The sequence below is a fragment of the Thermoanaerobaculia bacterium genome, assembly GCA_018057705.1.
GTDB lineage: Bacteria > Acidobacteriota > Thermoanaerobaculia > Multivoradales > JAGPDF01 > JAGPDF01.
This window is the reverse complement of the sequence record JAGPDF010000026.1, coordinates 35120-56144: the sequence shown is the minus strand read 5'-3', so window position 1 is coordinate 56144 and position 21025 is coordinate 35120. Positions and strand designations below refer to the sequence as shown.

Annotated in this window: 20 protein-coding genes; 11 read left to right on the top strand and 9 right to left on the bottom strand. The window is 69.0% G+C overall.

All coding sequences use genetic code 11. The features are described 5' to 3' along the window. The 11 genes from KBI44_10490 to KBI44_10440 all read left to right on the top strand — a co-directional run. Window positions 1-302: UDP-N-acetylmuramoyl-L-alanyl-D-glutamate--2,6-diaminopimelate ligase (locus KBI44_10490; protein ID MBP9144901.1), on the top strand; the 302-nt coding region annotated here is incomplete at its 5' end. Then, window positions 303-1388, top strand: coding sequence for a phospho-N-acetylmuramoyl-pentapeptide-transferase (locus tag KBI44_10485; protein ID MBP9144900.1), 1086 nt, complete (start codon window positions 303-305; stop codon window positions 1386-1388). Next, on the top strand, window positions 1385-2806 hold the full coding sequence (gene murD, locus KBI44_10480; protein MBP9144899.1) for a UDP-N-acetylmuramoyl-L-alanine--D-glutamate ligase: 1422 nt from the start codon (window positions 1385-1387) through the stop codon (window positions 2804-2806). The genes KBI44_10485 and murD overlap by 4 nt, the downstream gene beginning before the upstream one ends. Further along, the gene (ftsW, locus tag KBI44_10475) at window positions 2806-3891 is read left to right on the top strand and encodes a putative lipid II flippase FtsW (protein MBP9144898.1); all 1086 of its coding nucleotides are present in this window, start codon (window positions 2806-2808) and stop codon (window positions 3889-3891) included. The genes murD and ftsW overlap by 1 nt, the downstream gene beginning before the upstream one ends. Next, a complete protein-coding gene (murG, locus tag KBI44_10470; GenBank protein ID MBP9144897.1) occupies window positions 3884-5005 on the top strand; it encodes an undecaprenyldiphospho-muramoylpentapeptide beta-N-acetylglucosaminyltransferase in 1122 nt (373 codons plus the stop codon). Before ftsW ends, murG begins: the two co-directional genes overlap by 8 nt. Then, window positions 5005-6390 carry a UDP-N-acetylmuramate--L-alanine ligase gene (locus tag KBI44_10465; GenBank protein MBP9144896.1) on the top strand — a complete coding sequence of 462 codons (1386 nt, stop codon included), beginning with the start codon at window positions 5005-5007 and terminating at the stop codon, window positions 6388-6390. The genes murG and KBI44_10465 overlap by 1 nt, the downstream gene beginning before the upstream one ends. Next, entirely contained in the window at window positions 6387-7196 is an 810-nt protein-coding gene (locus KBI44_10460; protein ID MBP9144895.1) for an FtsQ-type POTRA domain-containing protein, read from the top strand. Before KBI44_10465 ends, KBI44_10460 begins: the two co-directional genes overlap by 4 nt. Before the next feature lie 15 nt (window positions 7197-7211). Further along, window positions 7212-8450 (top strand): cell division protein FtsA, encoded by a 1239-nt coding sequence (gene ftsA, locus KBI44_10455; protein ID MBP9144894.1) that lies wholly within the window; start codon window positions 7212-7214, stop codon window positions 8448-8450. Between the two features lie 75 nt (window positions 8451-8525). Beyond that, entirely contained in the window at window positions 8526-9770 is a 1245-nt protein-coding gene (ftsZ, locus tag KBI44_10450; GenBank protein ID MBP9144893.1) for a cell division protein FtsZ, read from the top strand. Between the two features lie 58 nt (window positions 9771-9828). Continuing rightward, window positions 9829-10410, top strand: a complete 582-nt coding sequence (locus KBI44_10445) for a VanZ family protein (GenBank protein ID MBP9144892.1) — start codon at window positions 9829-9831, stop codon at window positions 10408-10410. Next, window positions 10407-11696: a DUF4010 domain-containing protein gene (locus tag KBI44_10440; protein MBP9144891.1), complete on the top strand. Its 1290-nt coding sequence runs from the start codon at window positions 10407-10409 to the stop codon at window positions 11694-11696. Before KBI44_10445 ends, KBI44_10440 begins: the two co-directional genes overlap by 4 nt. 73 nt (window positions 11697-11769) lie before the next feature. On the opposite strand, the gene KBI44_10435 is transcribed toward KBI44_10440, so the two are convergent. The 9 genes from KBI44_10435 to KBI44_10395 are packed head-to-tail and all read right to left on the bottom strand — an operon-like array spanning window position 11770 to window position 20972. Beyond that, entirely contained in the window at window positions 11770-12090 is a 321-nt protein-coding gene (locus KBI44_10435) for a type II toxin-antitoxin system PemK/MazF family toxin (protein MBP9144890.1), read from the bottom strand. After that, a complete protein-coding gene (locus KBI44_10430) occupies window positions 12087-12323 on the bottom strand; it encodes a ribbon-helix-helix protein, CopG family (protein MBP9144889.1) in 237 nt (78 codons plus the stop codon). The genes KBI44_10435 and KBI44_10430 overlap by 4 nt, the downstream gene beginning before the upstream one ends. A gap of 57 nt (window positions 12324-12380) precedes the next feature. Then, a complete protein-coding gene (locus tag KBI44_10425; protein MBP9144888.1) occupies window positions 12381-12896 on the bottom strand; it encodes a GNAT family N-acetyltransferase in 516 nt (171 codons plus the stop codon). Next, window positions 12893-13708, bottom strand: a complete 816-nt coding sequence (locus KBI44_10420; GenBank protein ID MBP9144887.1) for a hypothetical protein — start codon at window positions 13706-13708, stop codon at window positions 12893-12895. The genes KBI44_10425 and KBI44_10420 overlap by 4 nt, the downstream gene beginning before the upstream one ends. Window positions 13709-13721: 13 nt before the next feature. Next, on the bottom strand, window positions 13722-14612 hold the full coding sequence (locus KBI44_10415) for a methyltransferase domain-containing protein (protein ID MBP9144886.1): 891 nt from the start codon (window positions 14610-14612) through the stop codon (window positions 13722-13724). 10 nt (window positions 14613-14622) lie between these two features. Further along, window positions 14623-15147 carry a phage tail protein gene (locus KBI44_10410; GenBank protein ID MBP9144885.1) on the bottom strand — a complete coding sequence of 175 codons (525 nt, stop codon included), beginning with the start codon at window positions 15145-15147 and terminating at the stop codon, window positions 14623-14625. A 9-nt stretch (window positions 15148-15156) separates the two neighbouring features. Further along, window positions 15157-15663 carry a phage tail protein gene (locus KBI44_10405; protein ID MBP9144884.1) on the bottom strand — a complete coding sequence of 169 codons (507 nt, stop codon included), beginning with the start codon at window positions 15661-15663 and terminating at the stop codon, window positions 15157-15159. A 10-nt stretch (window positions 15664-15673) separates the two neighbouring features. Continuing rightward, entirely contained in the window at window positions 15674-16174 is a 501-nt protein-coding gene (locus KBI44_10400; GenBank protein MBP9144883.1) for a phage tail protein, read from the bottom strand. 22 nt (window positions 16175-16196) lie between these two features. After that, window positions 16197-20972: an IPTL-CTERM sorting domain-containing protein gene (locus tag KBI44_10395; GenBank protein ID MBP9144882.1), complete on the bottom strand. Its 4776-nt coding sequence runs from the start codon at window positions 20970-20972 to the stop codon at window positions 16197-16199. Between the last annotated feature and the right edge of the window lie 53 nt (window positions 20973-21025).

Genomic DNA, 21025 nt, shown 5'->3' with positions numbered 1-21025 from the left:
TCGCAGACCTTCCGATCGCGACCTCCGACAATCCGCGCAGCGAGGATCCGCTGGCGATTCTCGCCGCGGTCGAGCAGGGTCTCAAGGCGAGCACCAACCGCAACTACCGCATCGTGCCCGACCGCCGTGAGGCGATCCGGCGCGCGGTGGCGGTGGCGATGGCCGGCGGATGGTCGATCCTGGTGGCCGGCAAAGGCCACGAGAACGAGCAGATCGTCGGCACGCAGCGCCTCCCGTTCTCCGACCGGGCAGAGCTCGAGCGGGCGATCGTCGAGCAGCGCGGCTCCGAGGGGCGGGCTTAGATGCTCTATCACCTCCTCTATCCGCTCCACGAGCAGTTCGCGCTGTTCAACGTCTTCCGCTACATCACGTTCCGCACCGCGGGAGCGATCGTCACGGCGATCCTCCTCGCCCTGCTGCTCGGCCCGCGCTTCATCGCGACGCTGCGCCGGCTTTCGGTGGGGCAGAGCATTCGCGAGGTCGGGCCGCAGAGCCATCAGGTCAAGGCCGGCACGCCGACCATGGGCGGGCTGCTCATCCTCTTCACCCTGGTCGTGCCGACGCTGCTGTGGGCGAACCTCGGCAATCTCTACGTCTGGATCGCGATCGGCGTCACCGTCGGTTTCGGCGCCATCGGCTTCGTCGACGACTTCCTGAAGGTGCGCCGCCGGAAGAACCTCGGCCTTTCGGCGCGCGCCAAGTTCCTGCTCCAGGTCGGAGTCGCGACGCTCGCGGGATCGCTTCTGCGGGTCATGCCGATCGAGGGCGCCTTCGCACCGACGCTGACCTTTCCTTTCTTCAAGGACCTGATTCTCAACCTCGGAATTCTCTATGTGCCGTTCGTGGTCCTCGTCCTGGTCGGAGCCTCGAACGCGGTCAATCTGACCGACGGCCTCGACGGTCTGGCGATCGGTGCGACGCTGATCGCGGCGGCAACCTACGCCGTCTTCACCTACGTCGCCGGCAACCGTGTCGTCGCGCAGTACCTGCAGGTCGCCTACGTGCCCGGAGTCGGCGAGGTCACGGTCTTCTGCGGGGCGCTCGTCGGGGCCTCCATCGGCTTCTTGTGGTGGAACGCCTATCCGGCCGAGGTCTTCATGGGCGACGTCGGGTCGCTGGCGCTCGGCGGCGCGATCGGCACCGTCGCCGTGCTCGCCAAGCAGGAGCTGCTGCTGGTGGTAGTCGGCGGACTCTTCGTGATCGAAGCTCTTTCGGTCATCCTCCAGGTCTCCTCGTTCAAGCTGCGCGGCAAGAGGATCTTCCGCATGGCGCCCATCCACCACCATTTCGAGCTCGGCGGATGGGCCGAGCCGAAGATCATCGTGCGCTTCTGGATCGCCGCCGTGATGTTCGCGCTGATCGCACTCTCGACCCTGAAACTGCGATGACGGGCCGACTCCGCGATTCTTTCGATCCGGCGCGCCTCGAGCGCGTCTTCGTGCTCGGTCTCGGCCTGTCGGGGACGGCGGCGGCGCGACTGCTGCGCCGTCGCGGCATCGGGGTGGTGGCGAGCGATCGGCGCGCCGCCGAGGACCTCGACGTCGAAGACCTGGCGCGCGATCCGGGCGTCGAGCTCCGCCTCTGCGATGCGTCGAGTGAGCTCCCGGCGGGGCTCGATGCCGTCGTGGCGAGTCCCGGAGTCGGGCTCGACCATCCCCTGCTGCTCCGTGCGGCAGAGCGGCGCCTTCCCGTCGTGGCGGAGGTCGAGCTCGCGTGGACGTTCCTCGCGGGAACGGTCGTCGGCATCACCGGCAGCAACGGCAAGTCGACCACCACGGCGATGACCGGGGCGCTCCTTGCCGGCGCCGGGTTCGCTGTCGAGGTCTGCGGCAACATCGGCCGCCCGCTCGCGGCAGTGGTGGACGGACCGGCCGACAGGGTCTTCGTCGTCGAGCTCTCGAGCTTCCAGCTCGAGACGATCGAGCACTTTCGGCCGCGCGCCGCAGCGCTGCTCAACATCTCTCCCGACCATCTCGACCGGCACGGCGACCTGGCCGGATACCTCGCCGCCAAGCAGCGGATCTTCCTCAATCAGGATGGCGGAGACGTCGCGGTCCTGAACGCCGACGAGCCCGAAGTGGCCGCCAGCCCGACAGCGGCCCGCAGGCGTTTCTTCTCGACCACCGCGTCCGCCGCGGCCGGGGTCGCCGGCGCGGGTTGCCTCCTGGTCGGCGACCGGATCCTGGAGTGCGGTGGCGAGGGCGACGGCGAGCTCCTCTTCGAGCGCCGCGACCTCCGGCTGCCGGGGCTGCACAACGTCGAGAACGCCATGGCCGCCGCGTTGCTGGCGCGGGCGGTCGGCGCGCCGGCCGCAGCTCTGGCGCCGGCTCTGCGCGACTTCCGGGGCCTGCCGCACCGCGTAGAGCAGATCGCGGAGTCCCGCGGCGTCGTCTTCGTCGACGACTCCAAGGGCACCAACGTCGCGGCGACCGCGCGCTCGCTCGAGGGCTTCGCCGACGCGAGTGTCCACGTCATTCTGGGCGGCCGCAACAAGGGGGCCGACTTCCGCTTCCTGCGCGACATCGTGGCGCGCAAGGCGCGCTGCGCCTACCTGATCGGCGAGTCGTCCGGCGATCTCGCGCGCGCCCTGGCAGGAGCCGTCGCCTGCGAACGCGCCGAGACCCTCGCCGCCGCCGTCGCCATGGCCGCCGCCTCGGCCCGCGCCGGCGAGACCGTGCTGCTGTCGCCGGCTTGCGCGAGCTTCGACCAGTTTCGCGACTACGTCGATCGCGGCCGCCAGTTCGCGGCTCTCGCACGCGGCCTGGCGGCCGCGGGCACGCTCCGCGAGTCGAGTGGAGCGCGCTGATGGCGAAGAAGCTGGTCTACGACAAGGTGCTCTTCACCACCATCATGCTGCTCGTCGGCCTCGGTCTGGTGATGGTCTATTCGGCGAGTGCCGCCGTTGCCCGCGGGCGCGGCGCGGCGGTCAATCCGTTCCTCATCCGGCAGGCGGCCGCCGCGGCGCTCGGCTTCCTGGTGATGGCGATCGTGATGCATGTCGACTACCGCAAGCTCCGCGACCGCCGCGTCGTCTACGCGCTCGTCGCCGGGGTGCTCTTCCTGCTGGTGGCCGTCCTGTTCTCGCCCCAGCTGAACGCCACGCGGCGCTGGTTCTTCATCGCCGGCATCTCGGTGCAGCCCTCGGAGCTCTCGAAGCTCGCGCTGGTGCCGTTCCTCGCCTACTTCATCGACCGCCGGAAGGACGCGGTGAACAGCCGCGACGTGCTCTGGCCGGCGGCGATCGTGACCGGCCTCCTCGCCGGCCTCATCCTGCTCCAGCCCGACCTCGGCACCGCCGTGCTGCTCGTGTCCACTGCCGGGCTGATGCTCTTTCTCGCCGGGCTCTCCTGGCGGTTCGTGCTCGCCGGGGCGGCGACCGCACTGCCGGTGCTCTACCTCCTGGTGATCTCGGTGCCCTATCGCCGGGCGCGGCTCTTCGCCTTCCTCGAGCCGGAGCGCGATCCTCTCGGCGCCGGCTTCCAGGCGATGCAGTCGCTCATCGCGGTCGGTTCCGGGGGGCTCCTCGGCCTCGGCCCCGGCAACAGTCTGCAGAAGCTCTACTTTCTGCCCCATCCGGAATCGGACTTCGTCTACGCGATCGTCGCCGAGGAGTTGGGGCTCGTCGGCGCTCTGGCCGTCGTGGCGCTCTTCGGCGTCGTGCTCTGGCGCGGCCTCCGGGCCGGCTGGCGCTCGCCCGATCCGTTCGGGCGCTACCTCGCCTGGGGCTTCTCGACGATGCTCGTGATGCAGGCGCTGATCAACATCTCGGTCGCCATCGCGCTGCTTCCGACCAAGGGCATTCCGCTCCCGTTCCTCTCCTACGGCGGCTCCTCGCTGGTGGTCACCATGGCCCTCTGCGGCGTCCTGCTCAATGTCTCCCAACATGACTGACGAGCGCCCCCCAGCCAACCCCGCGGTCCGCCGCGCTCTGCTCGCCGGGGGCGGCTCGGGCGGGCACGTCTTCCCAGCGCTCGCGCTCGGCGACGAGCTCGTGCGCCGCGGCTGGGGCGTCGCGCTCGCCGGGTCACCCACCGGCATGGAGGCCCGGCTCGCGGCGGAGCGCGGTCTGCCCTTCGTCGCTCTGTCGGCGCGGCCGCTCCTGGGCAAGAGCCTGTGGGCGAAGCTCGCAGCTCTCGCGACGCTCGCCGGCTCGGCGCTCGCGGCGCGCCGCCGGATTCGCGAAGGGGGCTACGACGTCGTGATCGGCACTGGCGGCTACGCCTCCGCCCCTGCCGTGCTCGGTGGCCGGTTCGCTCGCCGGCCGACGGTGCTGCTCGAGCCGAACGCCGAGGCCGGGTTGGCCAATCGCTGGGCTTCGCGCTTCGCCGATGCCGCCGCCGTCGCCTACGAGGCGAGTGCATCGAGGTTGAAGTGCCTCTCCTGGGTCACGGGCGTTCCGGTGCGCGGGGCCTTCTTCGAGATTCCGCCCCTGCGCGCCGACGGCAAGCCCCGGTTGCTGGTGCTCGGCGGCAGTCAGGGTTCGCTGCGCATCAACCGTCTGATGCCGGAGGTTCTGGCGCCGCTCTTCGACCGCCTCCCCGAGCTCTCGGTGTTGCACCAGTGCGGCGAGGCGCACCTCGAAGCGACGCTCGCCGCCTATCGCGCGGCGGGACTCGACACGCCGCGCCTGCGCGTCGTGGCCTTCGTCGACAACACTCCGGCGGCGATGGCCGCGGTCGACCTGGTGGTGTCGCGGGCCGGAGCGATCACGCTCGCCGAGATCTGCGCCGCGGGCCGGCCGGCGGTGCTGCTGCCGCTCCTCGCCGGCGGCGGCCATCAGGTGGCGAACGCCCGGCTGCTTTCGGAGGCCGGCGCGGCCAGCCTGATCGAGGACGAGGCGCTCGACGCCGACCGCCTGCGCCGCGAGCTCGCGATGCTGCTGGGCGACCGCGGACGGCTCGGCAGGATGGGCGAGAGTGCCCGGCGCCTCGCCCATCCCGGCGCCGCGGCCGCGATCGTCGACCGGGTCGAGGCGCTCCTGCCGCCGCTCGGGAGGGCCGCCTGATGTTCCACCGTTTCGCGGGCCTCCGCCACGCCCACTTCGTCGGCATCGGCGGAGCCGGAATGAGCGGCATCGCCGAGGTCCTCCTCCAGTACGAGGTCACGGTCTCGGGCTGCGACCAGAGCCAGAGCGAGGCCACGGAGAGGCTCCGGTCGCTGGGGGTGGCGATCGCCACCAGCCACTCCGCGGACCACCTGGACAGCGTCGACCTGCTGGTGACGTCGTCGGCGATCGCGGCTGCGAATCCCGAGGTGATCGAGGCGAAGCGCCGCGGTATCGCCGTCGTCCGCCGGGCCGAGATGCTCGCCGAGCTGATGCGGATGAAGTACGGCATCGCAGTCGCCGGCACCCACGGCAAGACCACCACCACCTCGCTGGTCGGCGCCATCATGACCGAGGCGGGTCTCGACCCGACCGTCATCGTCGGCGGACGCCTTCGCGTCTCGGGGACCGGCGCCCGGCTCGGCAACTCGGACTTCATGGTCGTCGAGGCCGACGAGTTCGACCGCAGCTTCCTGTCGCTCTTCCCGATCCTCGCCGTCATCACGTCGATCGATCGCGACCACCTCGACACCTACCACGACCTCGACGCGATCCGCGACGCCTTCGTCGCCTTCGCCAGCCGTGTCCCGTTCTTCGGCCAGGTCATCGTCTGCGCCGACGATCCGAACGTCGCGGCCCTCCTGCCGCGCCTCGCGGACCGCCGGTTGACGACCTACGGCCTCGGGGAAGAGTGCCTGCTGCGGGGCGAGGCGCTGGAGATGTCGCCGGACGGTACCTCGCTCACGGTGCGTCACCGGACGCAGGGAGAGCTCGGGCGGCTGCAGTTGCCGCTCGCTGGATTGCACAACGTGCGCAATGCCCTCGCCGCGGTGGGCGTGGCGCTCGCCCTCGGCATCCCGATGCCGGTCGTGGCGCGCGCTCTCGCCGGCTTCGGCGGCGTGCACCGGCGCTTCGAGCGCCTCGGCCAGTTCCGCGGCGCCGAGGTGGTGGACGACTACGCGCACCATCCCACGGAGGTCCAGGCGACGCTCGCAGCCGCCCGGCAGGTCTTCCCCCGCCGCGTGCTGCACGCCGTGTTCCAGCCGCATCTCTACTCGCGGACCCGCGATCTGGCCGAGGATTTCGGCCGGGCGCTGTCGGCGGCCGACCATGTCGTCGTCACCGACGTCTATCCGTCACGCGAGCGACCGATCGAGGGCGTTTCGGGCGAGCTCGTGGCGCGCGCCGCGCAGGCGGTCGGGCATCCGAGGGTGGACTATTGCGCCGACTGGCACGCCGTGCCGGCGCTCCTCGCCGGCATCGACGACGGCGACGTCGTGATGACCCTGGGCGCGGGCGACATCTACCGCCTCGCCGAGGCGCTGGTGAAGGGGGGGGCCGCGTGACGGCCCGCGACCTGACGCCGGCCGCCGAGGCGCGGGTGTTGCCGTTCCGGCGCCCCGCGAGTGCGGTGCGCGTCCGCAGGAAGAGCCCCTGGCTGGCGCTCGGTCGGCACTTCGCGCAGGCGCTGCTGCTGGTCGGCGCGCCGATCGCGATCGGCCTCTGGCTCTTCTCCTCGCCGACCTTCGCCCTGACGCGGCTCGACGTCGACGGCAACCGGTTCGTCGAGCGCGCCTGGGTGGACCGGGCGCTCTCACCGTTGCTGGGCGCCAATCTGCTCTCGCTGCCGTTGCCGCTCGTCGAGGAGATGTTGTCGGCGAATCCGTGGGTCGAAGGCGTCACCGTGCAGAAGCGCCTGCCGAACGAGCTGCGCGTCTCGCTCGTCGAGCGCCGGCCGGCGGCGCTGCTACGCGACGGCCTGACACTCGCCTACCTCGACGCCGAGGGCCGGACGATCGCGGCATTGGATCCCGTGCGCGACCCGTTGCGCGGCCCGCGCGATCTGCTTCTGGTGTCGGTCGCGCCGTCGACCGGCGCGGCGCCAGCGGGAGCCTTCGCGGTCGCGCGCGAGCTCGAAGCGACCGCGCCGCGATGGGCCGCCAGCCTCTCCGAGATCGAGGTCCTGGGCGAAGGCGACTTTCGTCTCTATCTCGGGGAGCTCGCGTTCCCCCTTCTGGTGCGTTCCGGCACACTCAAGGAGCGACTGGCGGAGCTCGAGAGGCTCCTCCCGAAGCTCGACCAGCGTTACCCGAAGCTTTCATTCATCGATCTCCGATTTGATCGTCGGATCATTTTTCAACCCGCACTCTAGAGAGGGTTCAGGGTCATGGCCAAAGCAGAACAGTACGTCGTAGGAATCGACATCGGCTCCTCCAAGGTCGCGGTGCTCATCGGGCAGCGTGACGGGAAGGGTGCGCTCGAGGTCGCCGGCCGTGGCACCGCTCCCAACCGGGGCACACGGCGCGGCAACATCGTGAATGTCGAGGCGGCCGTGGAAGCCCTCAAGGCCGCGAGCGAAGAGGCCGAAGTCATGGCCGGTGTGGAGATCTCGCGCGCCTACGTCGGAGTGGCCGGGGCCGACGTGCGCTGCGTGAACGCGCGCGGCATGGTGTCGGTGGCGCGGAAGGACCGCGAGATCGGGAAGACCGACATCCAGCGCGCGCTCGGCGCGGCCCAGTCGGCGGCGCTACCCTCCGATCGCGAGATCCTGCACGCCATCGCGCAGGAGTTCGTGGTCGACGAGCAGGGCGGCATCAGCGATCCCCTCGGGATGCTGGGAGGCCGGCTCGAGGTTCAGGTCCACCTCATCACCGGCCAGGTGACGCGCTCGAAGACGCTGCTCACCTGCGTCAATCGCGCCGGCATCGAGGTCGCGGAGATGGTCTTCGAGCCGCTCGCGACGGCCGAGGCCGTGCTGACGCCGGACGAGCGCGACCTCGGCGTGCTGCTCATCGACATCGGCGCCGGCACCACCGGCTACGCGCTGTTTTCCGAAGGCGAGATCCAGCACTCGGCGGTCCTGCCGATCGGCGCCGGCCACTTCACCAACGACCTCGCCATGGTCCTGCGAACGCCTTACGCCGAGGCCGAGCGGATCAAGATCCGCGAAGGCTGCTGCCTGCTCTCGATGGTCCAGGAGGAGGAGGGCGTTTCGGTGCCGGCGGTCGCCGGAGGGGCGCCGCGGGTCGTTCCGAAGCGCGAAATCTGCGAGATCCTGCAGCCGCGCGCCGAGGAGCTGGTCTCGCTCGTGCGCGAGGATCTGGGCAAGAACGGTTGGGACGGGCAGCTGCGCGGCGGCATCGTCCTCACCGGCGGGGGAGCTCAGCTCGACGGCCTGCTCGAGCTCTGCGGCCAAGCCTTCAACGCCAGCGTCCGCTACGGCCTGCCGCACGGGCTGGGCGGGCTCGTCGACGTCATCCATTCGCCGGGCTGGTCGACGGCCGCCGGCCTCCTGCAGTACGCGGTCGCCGCCGAACAGAACCACGAGCGCCGTCCGCGGCGCGGTGGCTTCTCGGTGCGCGGCGTGATGGGAAGCCTGCGCAACGTCTTCTCGGACCTGCTCTGAACATAACCGAATATTTCGATAGGGAGAACGATCATGATTCTGTTCGATGACCGGGAAGAGGCACGAAGGGTCTCGATGTCGATGCTGGACTGCGACGTGGTGCCTGCGAAGATCAAGGTGATCGGCGTCGGCGGCGGCGGCGGCAACGCCGTGAACCGGATGATCGCCTCCAATCTGCGCGGCATCGAGTTCATCGCCGGCAACACCGACCTCCAGGCGCTCGCCAAGTGCAAGGCCCAGCTCAAGCTGCAGCTCGGCCGGGAGATCACCCGGGGCTTAGGCGCGGGCGCCGACCCCGAGGTGGGAAGGAAAGCCGCGCTCGAGGACACCGAGCGCATCCTCGAGATGCTCGACGGCGCCGACATGATCTTCCTCACCGCCGGCATGGGCGGCGGCACCGGTACCGGCGCGTTGCCGATCCTGGCCTCGCTCGCCTCCGAGATCGGGGCGCTCACCGTCGCGGTGGTGACCAAGCCGTTCGCCTTCGAAGGCCGGCGCCGGATGCAGATCGCCGAACGCGGTATCGAGGAGCTGCGCGACTCGGTCGACACCCTGATCACCATCCCGAACGAGCGCCTGCTCTCCTTCGTGGAGCGCGGCACGCCGCTCGCCGAGGCCTTCCGGATCGCCGACGACGTGCTGCGCCAGGCGGTGCAGGGGATCTCCGACCTGATCACTGTTCCCGGCGAGGTGAACGTCGACTTCGCCGACGTCCGGGCGATCATGTCCGGAATGGGAATGGCGCTCATGGGCACCGGCATCGCCAAGGGCGAGAATCGGGCCCTCGAGGCGTCGCAGCGGGCGATCAGCTCGCCGCTGCTCGAGGAGACCTCGATCGAAGGTGCCAAGGGTGTGCTGATCAACGTCTCGGGAGGTCGGGATCTCACCCTTCACGAAGTCGCGGAGGCCGCGCGCATCATTCAGGGCGCCGTCGATCCGGACGCCAATATCATCACCGGCATGGTGATCGACGAGAGCCTGGACGAAGAGATGAAGGTCACGGTGATCGCGACCGGTTTCCGCTATGCGGGCGAGACGCCCGAGCGCGCCGCGGCCTCCGCCGGTATGCCGCTGCGTTCGAGTGCCGGCGCGAGCTCCGCGCCGATCGGCCCGCGCTACGCGGCGTCGGCAGGCAGCGGAGCTGCAAGCCGGACGTCCGCTCCCGAGCCGAAGCGCGAGGAGGCAGCGGCGGAGCTCCCGTTCTACCGCAAGGTGCTCGCCCAGGGCTCGCGCGGCGACGATCCGGGCGGCTTCGGGCCGAACTGGTCGAACGTCGACGACTACGACATCCCGACCGTCCTCCGCAAGCAGATGGACTGAGCCGGGGTTCCCGGCCGCCCGGGTTCGTCGACCCGAGCGGCTGGGCTAGGCTTCCGCCGTGCCTCCTTTCCGCAGCGCTCGCGAGCGGCGGCTCTGGATCGCCGTCGCGGTCGCGGTGGGCGCCCTGCTCGCGGCGCTCTATCCGCTGCAATTCGTCCTCGACGCGTTGCGCTCGCGCAATCTCTTGCGTGTGAGCATCGCCGCCCTCTTCCTTTTCTGCGCGACGGCGACGGTCGGCTCTCTGGCGCGGCGCCGCGCGCCGCTACTGGCCTGGCTGGTGCTGGCCGCGACCGGCGCGGTCTACGCCGGCCTCGCCCTCGCCATGGAGGTGCCGCAGGAGCGCCTCCATCTCGTCGAGTACGGAGCACTGGCGCTGCTGGTCCGCGCGGCGGTCGCGGAAAGCGTCGCCGTTCGGGCGCTCGGCGAGCGCGTCACCAGCGTCGACATCTGGGCGCTGGGAGCCGTCACCCTGATCGGATGGCTCGACGAGGCGGTGCAGGGGGTTCTGCCCAACCGGATGTACGATCTGCGTGACGTCGCCTGGAACGCCCTCGCTGCGGGTTTGGCACTCGCTGCCGCCACTGCGATGCGGGCGACGATGACCGGGGCGGAGCGTGCCGGGGAGCGCGCGGAACCATGACCTCCGAACTGCAGACGACACTCCTCAATCTGGCCGTGGCCGCACTGGGCGGCCTTGCGGTCGGAATCGAGCGTGAATGGTCGGCGCGCCGGCCGGGAGAGCCCGCCCGGTTCGGCGGAGTGCGGACGTTTCTGCTCCTCGGCCTCACCGGCGGGTTCGCGGCCGTGCTCTTCCGCGCGGTCGACCCCCTGTTCGGCCTCGTTCTGTTCGCCGCCGGCCTCTCCCTGGTGCTGCTCGCCTATCTCGTCTCGGCCTGGCGTGGGACGATCGACGCCACTTCCGAGGTGGCGGGCCTGCTGGTACTCGGCGCCGGCGCGGCGGCTGGCTTCGGCATGCTCACCGTCGCCAGCGCGGTCGCCGCGGGCACGGCGCTGGTGCTGGTCGAGAAGGGCCGGATGCATGCCGCCGTCGCGCGCCTCGAGTCGGTCGGGCTCGAGGCCGGAGCGCGATTCGCCGTTCTCGCTCTCGTCGTGCTGCCGGTACTGCCCCACGGTCCGATCGAGAAGTTGGGCGGCATCGAGCCGCAGAAGCTCTGGGCCGTAGTGCTGATCTTCGCCGGGCTGTCGTTCGCCGGCTACATCGCGCTGCGTCTCGTCGGGCCGGAGCGCGGTTACAGCGTAGCCGGTTTCCTCGGCGGCCTGGTGTCGTCGACGGCGGTCACCTTCAACTTCGCGCGCGAGAGCCGCCACGAGCCCGACAATGCGCCTGCCGCCAAGGCGCTGGCGCTCGGCGTCGTCGCCGCCTGCACCATCCTGCCGCTGCGGGTCGGCCTGGTCTCGGCGGCGCTCTACCTGCCCGTGGCCAAGGCGCTCGCGCCCGCCCTCGTCCTGCCGCTCGTCGCGGGCGCCATCGCGATCGCCTACGCCTGGTTCCGCAAGGCGCAGGGCGACGGCGCGCCGCGGATTCCGGACAATCCGCTGCGCCTCGGAGCGGCGATCCAGATGGCGCTCCTCTTCCAGATCGTCCTCTGGGTACTCGAGGCACTGCGCGAACGCGTCGGTTCGACGGGCCTGGTGGCGAGCTCGGCTCTCCTCGGCCTGACCGACATGGACGCTCTCACCTTCTCGATCACCGAGCTCGCGGGGCGATCGGGCGCGGCCGCCGACGGTCCAGCCGCTCTCGCGCCCGAGACCGCGGCGCGCGGTCTGATCGTCGGCATGCTCGCCAACACGGTTTTCAAGGCGGCGGTCGCGACGGCGCTCGGCGCGAACGCCTTCCGCCTGCGCGTGGTCGCGGCGCTCGCCATCCTGGGCGGCCTGCTCGCGCTCGGGCTGCTCTGGATCTGAGGTAGTACCTACTCGTCGGCGAGCGTGAACGGCGCGAAGCCCGCGCTCGTCGTGCGGCGCTGGGCATGCCGCCTCATTCGCTGCCGCACCCTGTCGCTACATCCAGCGCCCGGCATACATCGGACATCTTCTGCCGGCTGAGGCTCCCGACGAAGGTCCGTAGTTGATCCTTGCGGACGGTGAAGAGATTGCAGAGGTTCACGCACGACGTCTGCTTCAGACCTTCCGCGAGATCCAGCGCCACCTCGGTGGGGGCCCCGCGAAGCGTCGAGGTCACGGCAGCCACCGTCACCGTTTGCAGGAGAGGAATGAGGCTGGAACGACTCAGGATGAGCACCGGCCGTCGTTTGTCGGGGCGGGCGAGCTCGAGCATCCAGATCTGGCCCCGGCTCATTCGTTCGGCCACGATTGCCCACTCAGGAGCTCGGCCACCTCGTCGAGCATGGCATCGGATTGCCCGCTGTACGCCTTGACGAGTTGCGCCTCGACCTCACGCCGCTCCTTGGCGGCGAGATAGACCTCAACGGCGGTGCGAACGAAAGCCGAGCGACCGTCTGCGCGCGCCTCTGGGTCGTGGTCGATCCGGCGCAGGAGCTCCGTGTCGATCGAGATCTGTACCGCCTTCATGCCCATGTGGGCAAGATACAGCAGCAGATATGGTGGATCAACCCGACAGTTCTTCGACTATCGCCTCGGCTGCAGCGGCCGGGTGAGGAGCAGGTAGACCCCTTTGTCCTCGGTGACCTCGAAGCCGAAGCGCTCGTAGAGGCGCCGCGCGCCGCTGTTGAAGACCTCGACGTGAATCGAGAGGGAGCGGCCCGAGTGGTCGGCATCTCGCGTCAGATCGCCCAGCAGCCGGCTGCCGATACCCCAGTTGCGGAACTCGGGGAGGAGCGCCAGGTCGATGATGCGGGTGTCGGTCGCGCCGTGCCGGAGGTAGAGCCGGCCGACCGGGTTGGTGGAGAGCTCGATGACCGAGAAGCGACCGTCGGGATAAGCACGCCGGTACTCATGGTCCTGGGCCTCGAACTGCTGCCAGAGGAAAGCCTGCTTCTGGGCGTCGGTCCAGGGCACCTGCTCGAGATCGGCGTCGCGCGTCGCGGCGTAGACCGAGAACAGAAAACCACGATCCGCTGGGGTCTCCGCCCGCAACGTGACCTCGCCGCCGGCCGCCCCGGCGCCGCCCTCGGGGAGCTTCATTCGAGGCGGCGGATGCCGATCGCGACCGAATCGAAGCCGTCGAGCCCGCGCAGCTCGTCGAGTGTGCCGCGCCAACCGCGGTCCCAACCCTGCTTGCCGCAGGAGAGAAGGTAGACGCCCTCCTGCAGCCGCGGGCGACCGACGAGATCGTCGACGGTGAAGTTCGTCGTGCGCTCGTGGATCTCCGACTCGGTGCCGGGGCGCGCGAGCTTGCCGCCGCGGCCCACGGATGCCGGCGCCGGAGAGCGCAGCTCGAGACCGATCCGGAGCCCGCCGTCAACGCCCGTGGAGAGCACCGGTCGCACCTTGGCGGCCTGGCTCGGCTGGGGATCCATGCGGGCGCTCCAGGCGAGAAACGCCACCGGATCGGGTCCGAAGATCATCTCCGGCGGGGCGGGCACCGAGGCGAAGAGGTAGAGACTCTTCCAGGCTGCCTCTCCGGGGTCCGGGAGGCGCGGGAAGAGGCCGTGGACGCAGAGCTCGATCGTGGCGACGGCGAGCTCGGAGCCGACCGTCATCTCCTCGGCCGGGACGATCTCGAGCTCGAAGCTCGCATAGTCGGCGCCGTAGCGCTCCCAGGGCAGGTCGAGCTGCCCGACCCACTCGGCGCTGCCGGCGATGTAGCCGACCGAGAGCCGCTCGCCTCGCGTGAGGTCGATGCCGAGCGGCGAGCTCGCGGCGAAGGACGAGGCGCCTGCGGGCAGCGTCGCGACCGCCGTCGCCGCCGCGGTCGCCGCGCCGAGAGCGAGGAAGTCGCGCCGCCGGATGCCATCACTTCCGCCTGCCGGCGCCTGCTGTCGTGGTTCGCTCATCGCCCTCTCCTCGTCAGGTGAAAATCGCTTCGTATCGCATGATGCTCGTGCCCTGCGCGGCCGGGCCGATCGGAACCAGGAAGATCTCGACCCGCCCGAGCTCCGGATGAAGGAGCGGCAGCGTCGCCTGCGGATGGACCGGCTGCGCGGGTCCGTGGAAGATCAGTCGGAACGGCGCGCGAAAAGCGCCGGTAAAGGAAGTCTGGGGTGAGAGCGGGGAAGCCTCGGCGAGTACCAGCCGCAGGTCCCAGGGGGCGCCGAGCGCGACCGAAAAGGTGGAGCCAACCAGCGGCTCGAGGCGCGGCAACGAGAGATCGGTGAGATCGGCGGGCTCGGCGACCTCCAGAGACCCGGATCGCGGTCGGGTGAGGGCCGCGACGCTCTCATCGACCGGTTCGGTACCGGACTTTCCGGCGATCCAGAGCCGCAGGGTCCGGGACTCGCCCGTGGCGTCGACCCATTGTTCGGTCTTTTCGGCCGGCCGGTCGCCCATGCCGAAGCTGTGCGAGACGATCCGCGCCCCCGGCCGAAGCTCGGCGGCGAGCTTCGCGTCCATCATCCGCGTCGACCACTCGACGAGATAGAGCATGACGACGGTGGCCTCGGCAAGACCGGTGGCGAGCGCGTCCTGGAGGTCGAACGACGCCAGTTCGGCGACGCCAGCCGCTGCCGCGTTCCTCGTCGCCTCGCTCACCCAGTGCGGCTCGATATCGACACCGAACGCCCGAGCGCCGCGCCGCGCCGCCGCGATGGCGATACGTCCGTCGCCGCAGCCCAGATCGTAGACCACGTCCGAGCTCGTCACCCCCGCGAGGTCGAGCATCCGCTCCACCACCTCCGGCGGCGTCGGCACGAACGGCGCCAGGATGTAGCGCGGTGGGCTGGGAGCAGCGACCTCGGTCATCGACGACGCCTCAAGTCCGCGGCGGGAATACGCCCTGCAGGGCGATGCAGAAGTAGAACGTCAGGTACGGCTGCAGATTGTTGTGCGGCTGATCCCCGCCGGCAGGCGGTAGAGCCGACGAGCTCATCGCTACCAGGTTGTTCGGCGCGGCATAGATCGTCGCGTTCGCCGACTTGGCGAGTGAGCGCTGCGCCGCGGGTGCATTGAGCTCGGCGAGATCGATATCGTGCGCGCGCAGCGCATGGGAATGCGACGGGATCTCGGACTCGAGCAGCGACACAGTCTCGGAACCTCCGGTTTCCCCGAGGTCGTGCAGCGACAGCCCCGGCCCCTGGCCAGGATGCATCGGAGCCCGCCCCTGCAGGTCCGGAAGAGCGAAGTTGCTCTTGCCGTTTCCGCCATAGGTGGTACCGAGCAGCGAGAAGAGCGCCGTATTCTGCGACAGCGGCAGCAGTTGGCCGTCGCACCAGGCCCAGCCTCTGGGGGCGAAGTTGAACGGAAAGATCCGGATCTCGGCGACGAAGGGATCGGCCATGGGTGTACCTCAGGTGGGCGAAGGGAAGATGCCGAAGAGCGAGATGATGAAGTCCACGCACAGGTAGGGCTGGAAGTTGGTGTGAGGTTGGCTGCCACCGACCGGGCTGATCGCCTGTGGGCTCATGTTGGAGTCGGTCGCATCCTGGATATAGATCAGCCCGCCGCCCGAAACCTGTCCGACGGTCTTGTTCAGCGGGTTCGGGTCCTGTGCGACGCCGGTAGATGCGAGGAACGGGTGGCTGTGGGCCGGAATCTGGTTCACGGTCAGCGTGATCTCTTCCGCGCCGCCGGTCTCGGCCAAAATGAAAGCGTTCCCCTGGTGGATCGGAATCCTGCCGCGCAGATCGGGGAGCGCGAAGGTGCTCTCGCCGTCGCCGCCGTAGGTCGTGCCGATCAGTTGAAACAGCGTCTCGTACTCCGAGATCGGAAGCAGCTGTCCTTCGCAGAACATCCAGCCCGCAGGTGCGAAGTTTCCTGCGAACATGCGAATCTCGCCGACGTAGGGTTGTGCCATGAGCGTGGCCTCAGGTGGGGCTCGGAAAGATGCCTTGAAGTGCGATGCAGAAGGAGAGTGTCAGGAACGGTTGCATGTTGAGGTGCGCCTGGCTCCCGCCGACGTTCGTGACCGTGTCGGCACGTAGCGCGACTAGGTTCGTAGGATCGCTGTAGATCCGGCCGGGAACGGTGGCCAGAACGTGCGCCGCCGCATCCTGCTGGTCGCCGGTGTCGGTGCTCGCCTGAACGAGATGGAGATGCTGCGGAATCTCCGCAATCGAGAGCGTATGCGCCTGCTCTCCCCCTCGCTCACCGAGCGTATGGCCGGAACCGACATGGATCGGTGTTCTCGCGCGCAGATCGGGAAGCGCGAAGTTGACCCGCCCGTCGCCGCCGAAGGTGGTGCCGAGGAGCGAGAAGAGCGCCTGATTCTGGTTGATCGGCAGCAGCTGGCCGTTGCACAGTGCCCAGCCTTTGGGCGCGAAGGCGAAGCTCATGATGCGGATCTCGCTCAGAAAGGGTTCGGCCATAGCGGATTACCTCATCTCGACTTCAAGGGAAAACCGGTTGCGGACAGGAGGCCGCGTTGACGAATCCGCCCGCACCCACGGTCACGCCGACTTCGTTCGTCGCCGTCGCCGAGGGTACGTTCACGAGTGTATTCCTGCCGGCAAGATATGTCACCACCGCGGCGTCGTCGTTGTTCGCTCCGCCATACCCGGGAAGCGTGACCGTCGTCACGAACCGCTGGCGGACACGGATCTCTCCAGCCACCATGTTCCCGCCCATGGAATGCGTGAAGACGTTTCGCAGCCCTCCAGCCCCGCCGATGTCGGCGCACATGTTCGTGTTGTCGCCGCTGGGGGAGGCGACAGCTGTCTGCGCGAAGATCCCGGTCACCGCGTTGCCGGTGCCGTCGAGCTGCATGTCGATGCTGTTTCCGGTGACGGTCGCATTGAGCTGGCCGGATCCGTCCTGGCCACCTAGGATGTTGATCGGCCGTTGAGTGCCGCGATAGGTGAAGGTGTTGTTCGTGATGCTGACCGTGAGCGTCCCGTCGCCGCGCTGGGCGACGATGATACCGTCCGCGGCCTGGCCGTCCGTTACGACGATCGGGTTGTTGCGGATCTTGCCCTCCAGCGTCCCGGTTGTCGAGAACGCCGCCTTCAGAATGTTGATCCGTACGAAATCGGTGCCGGCGAAGCTGACGTTGTCGTGGATGTCGAACTTGGTGTTGCCGTTGTTGCTGCTCAGCGAGATGGCATCGTTGTTGTTGATGCTCGAGCTGTTCTTGATCTCGATGACGGATGTCGCGGTGTCGAAGGTGTCGATCACGATACCGCCGCTGAAGTTGTTGTCGGACGTAACGCCGTCGACCGTCACCGTCGCGCTCGCAGTCCCGCGAATGCCCATCAGGTAGCCGCTGCCCTTGTTGGCATTGTTGGCGCTTCCGCCGGAAATCGTGAGGTTGAGCGTCCCGGACTGCATCTGCAAATTGATGTGATCGTCGCCGCCCGTGGTGTTGTGCGTCGCGACCGTGCAGGTGAACGTGTTGTTCGTTATCGAGCTCGTGCCGGACATGTTGAAGAAGTGGATCCCATCCTCGTCCGGGCCGTTGCCGACGTCCACGATCGAGCTATTGCTCAACGCAAAGTTCGAGACGGCGTTGCCGTTGATGCCCTGCTCTGCGCCTCCCGTGATGTTCAAGTTCGTCAAAGTGGCGCCGGTCACCGTCTGCAGGTGGATGGCCGCGTTCGTCGCCAGGTTGTCGCCGGTCGAAAGGCCGGAGTTGTCGGCATCCAGGTCGCTGGTACCTGCGCTGGTGAAGTTCATGTTGCTCAGCGAGATGGCGGCGGTGCTGATGAAAGCGGCACCCCGCCCGGAGGTGTTCTGAATCGTTCCGCCGCTGCCATCGGTGGTCCCCGTCCCGGTGACCGTGAGGCCGCCGGAGGAGCCTGTGGTGTTGAGCGAGATCCCGCTCGCCGCCCCGTTTGCAGCGATGCTCTGGAAGGTGAGGCCACTGGCGCCGATGGCCGAGTTGGCGACGTTGAGCGGCGTCCCGGTCGTGGAGGCGATCGTGTTGCCGGCGCCTTGAACCGTAATCGCGGTCGCCCCGCCGGTGGCATTGAAGCCGCTGCCGGAGGTGGTGGTGATCGCCAGGCCGCCGCCGGTGAAGTTGATGGTGGCGCCGGTGTTGGTGGCGAGGGTGACGGCGGCGCCGGTGGTCGTGCCGAGAGACTTCGAGGTGCCGCTGAAGTTGACCGTGCCGCCGCTGTTGCTCGCGACGTTGATGCCGGAGCCGGAGCCGGTCGCCGAGAGGTTGCCGGAGAGAGCGATCGTGCCCCCGGTGCGGGCGGTGATGTCGACGATCCTGCCCACCGGACAGGTGATGTTTCCGGTGTAGGTGATGTTGCCGGAACCGGCGTTGACGTCGAAGCAACCGACCGTGGCGCCGCTGATCGAGCCGCCGTTGGCGGTGAAGCTACCGGTGACGGTGTCGAGGTTGACACCCTTGCCGGTGCTGTTGGTCGAGGTGAGGGTCGCGAAGGTCACGCCGGAGCCGAAGCTCGTCGAGGTGACATCGACCGCTGCCCCGCCGGTGGAGACGATGGAGTTCCCGGTGCCGCTGAGGTTGATCGTGCCGCTGCTGCTCGCGCGGAGGCCGGCGCCGGCGTCGCTGGTGACCGCTAGGCTCGCGAAGTTGAAGGTCGAGCCGGCGTTGCCAGTCGCGATGTCGATGCCGTCCGCCGTCGCGCCGGAGCCGATCGCGTTGTCGGTGACGGTGGTGGCGCCGAAGCTGAAGGAGGCGCCGGCGGAGCCGCTCACCAGGATGCCGTCGGTCGTCGGATTGGTCAGGCTCGTGGTGGTCGCCGTCAGGCTGCCGGTAAGGGTGGCGAGATTCAGGCCGCGCTGGCCGCCCGCGCCCGTCGAGGAGAGCGTTCCGAAGACCACAGAAGAGAGGGCGCCGGTGGTGAGATCGAGCGTCGCGCCGCCGGTGGTGAGGACGTTCACGTTCGTCGCGGTCAGCGTGCCGAAGGCCGAGCCGAAAATGCCGGCGCCGGAGGTGTTCTGGATGTCGAAGCCGCCGAGTGTGTTGTTCGTCGAAAGCGAAAGGCCGACACCCGCGGCGTTGGTGATCTGCGGCCGGCCGCCGACCGGGACGATCGTCGTGCCGTCGAGGATGAGTCCCGCGGCTTCGCCGAGAAGCGTCTGGTCGGCTTCGAGGACGAGGCCGCCGGCGTATGCCGTGCCGTCGTCGTCGAAGACGAAGATGGTGTCGCCGGGCTGGTCGGGGTCGCTGCCGCTGTTGACCGAGGCCAGCGTCTGAAACGGATCGGCGAGCGTCCCGAGATGCGGGGGCGTCGTGTTCGAGTCGTCGACGAACCAGATCACGCCGTCGAGGGTGATGTTCGCCGACGCGGTCGAGGTGTTGCCGTTGTCGTCGAGGATCGTGTAGTTGAAGCTGTCGACGCCGGCGAAGCCGGCCGGAGGGCTGTAGGTGAACTCGCCCGTCGCGGCGGAGATCAGAGTCAACGTGCCGCCCTGGGCAGTGGTCGCCGGGAAGGTGCCGCTCTGGACGGTGAGGGTGTCGCCGTCGGCGTCCTGGTCGTTATCGAGGAGATCGGGCTTCGTGGCCGATCCGTCGGTCGCGAAGGTGACATTGCCGAACCAGCCATACTGGTCGTTGTGCGCCACGGGAGTCGAGGAGACCGAAGCGGCGACCAGAGTGGTGTTGGCGTCGACGGTGTCGGAGAGATCGACCGCGAGCGCCTCGTTGCCGGTGTTGGTGACCGTCACCGTATAGCGCACCCGATCACCCGGATCGACCCGCGTGTCGCCGTCGACGTCGAGGACCTGTTGATCCACTTTGGTCGCCGCGAGGGCCGGAGGCGAGGTGATGAACTCGTTGATCGAGAAAGTCCCCTCGCCCGCCCGGATGGTCAGCTCGACCGCGCGGACGTCGGCGAAGTTGGCGGGGGCCGAGCCGGAGGTGCGAAACTCGCTGAACGGGATCCGCACAAGTTGCGCACCGCCCACGGCGACGCGCCGCACGGCGCGCGAGGAGTTCGCGACCACGTTGTCGTCGTGGACGGTGATCTCGATTTCGGCAGCGACGGTCGAAGAGGTGAATCCGATCTGAAATCCGCTCGTATTTCCGGCGGTGAGATCGACCCCGGGATTGAACCCTCCCGTCGAGAGGACGAGCGGGTTCGTGTCGGCATCCCACGAAAGACGCGCTTCGCCGCGCGAGTCGGGCGTCGTCGCGGTGACGGTGAAGACGAGGTTTCCGCCCGTCACGTTCACCGTCGTCGGGCCGGAGCCGGACAGGTTGTCCAGCACCACGCCGCGGTTCCCGCCGAGAATCGCGGCGTTGGCAGTATTCGAGCTCTGTTGCGGCGGGGCGCTAAGCAGGGCGGGCATGTTGACGTTGAAGTCGTCGATCGTCACCGCGCCGGCTGGCGCGGCGAGCGCGAGCAGGGCGAGCGCCAGCGCGGCACCCACGCCGCATCGGCAGCGGCGCCGGAGAAGGACGACGCCGGCGGCGAGGAGGGCGAGGGCCAGGGCGGCGAGGCCCCATTCGCCGAGGGTCGGAATCTCGGTGATTCCCTGCTCGCTGCCGAAGGCCCGGATCATCCAGTTGCCGCCGCCGGGGACGAAGGCGTCCACCAGCACGTAGGACTGGTCGGGCAGCGGGAGGAGCGCCGGCGGGTCGGGCGGATCGGCGCTCCAGACGGCGAGCCAGGAGCGCGCCTGGGAGGTCGTGGTGTCGAGGGCGGCGGGGGTTGTCGGCGAGGTCACGCCGCTGACGATGAAGCGCGGCACGACACCGACGAAGAGCTCGCTGCCGCCGGGGATCAAGACCGAGGCGGGCAGGGGATAGATCGAAAAGGTGTTGCCGTCGGCCACCTGGATCGTGGTGTCGAAGCTCTGGACGAGCGTCGCGCCGTTCGACGGATCGCCGTCGGGATCCTCGTAGATCGCGATCTGAACGGCGCCACCGGCCGCCATGTTGCTCCCTGACGGGAAGAGGACCCAGACCTCCTCGAGGTGGAAGCCGGCAGGGGGAGAGAAGCGATTGAACCATAGGAACTGGCGTGCAGTCTGGGTGGCGACGCCGAACGAACCGTCAGCGGTGTCGTCGTCCAGCACCAGTTGCACCGGGAAGATCGAGGTCGGCGGGAGCGGTGGCGCGGCCTCGACGATCGGGGTCGCCTCCGTCCACGTCCACTGCGGAGTCCGGGCTCCAGGATCCGCCTGTGCTGCGGAGACGGCAAGTCCAGCCGCCGCCAGGGCGACGATCGCGCTTTGCTGCATCAAGGTCTTCATGCCTTCCGGTCCTCTCTCAGATCGTCCTGCCCTGCGATTTCGAACTCGCCCGA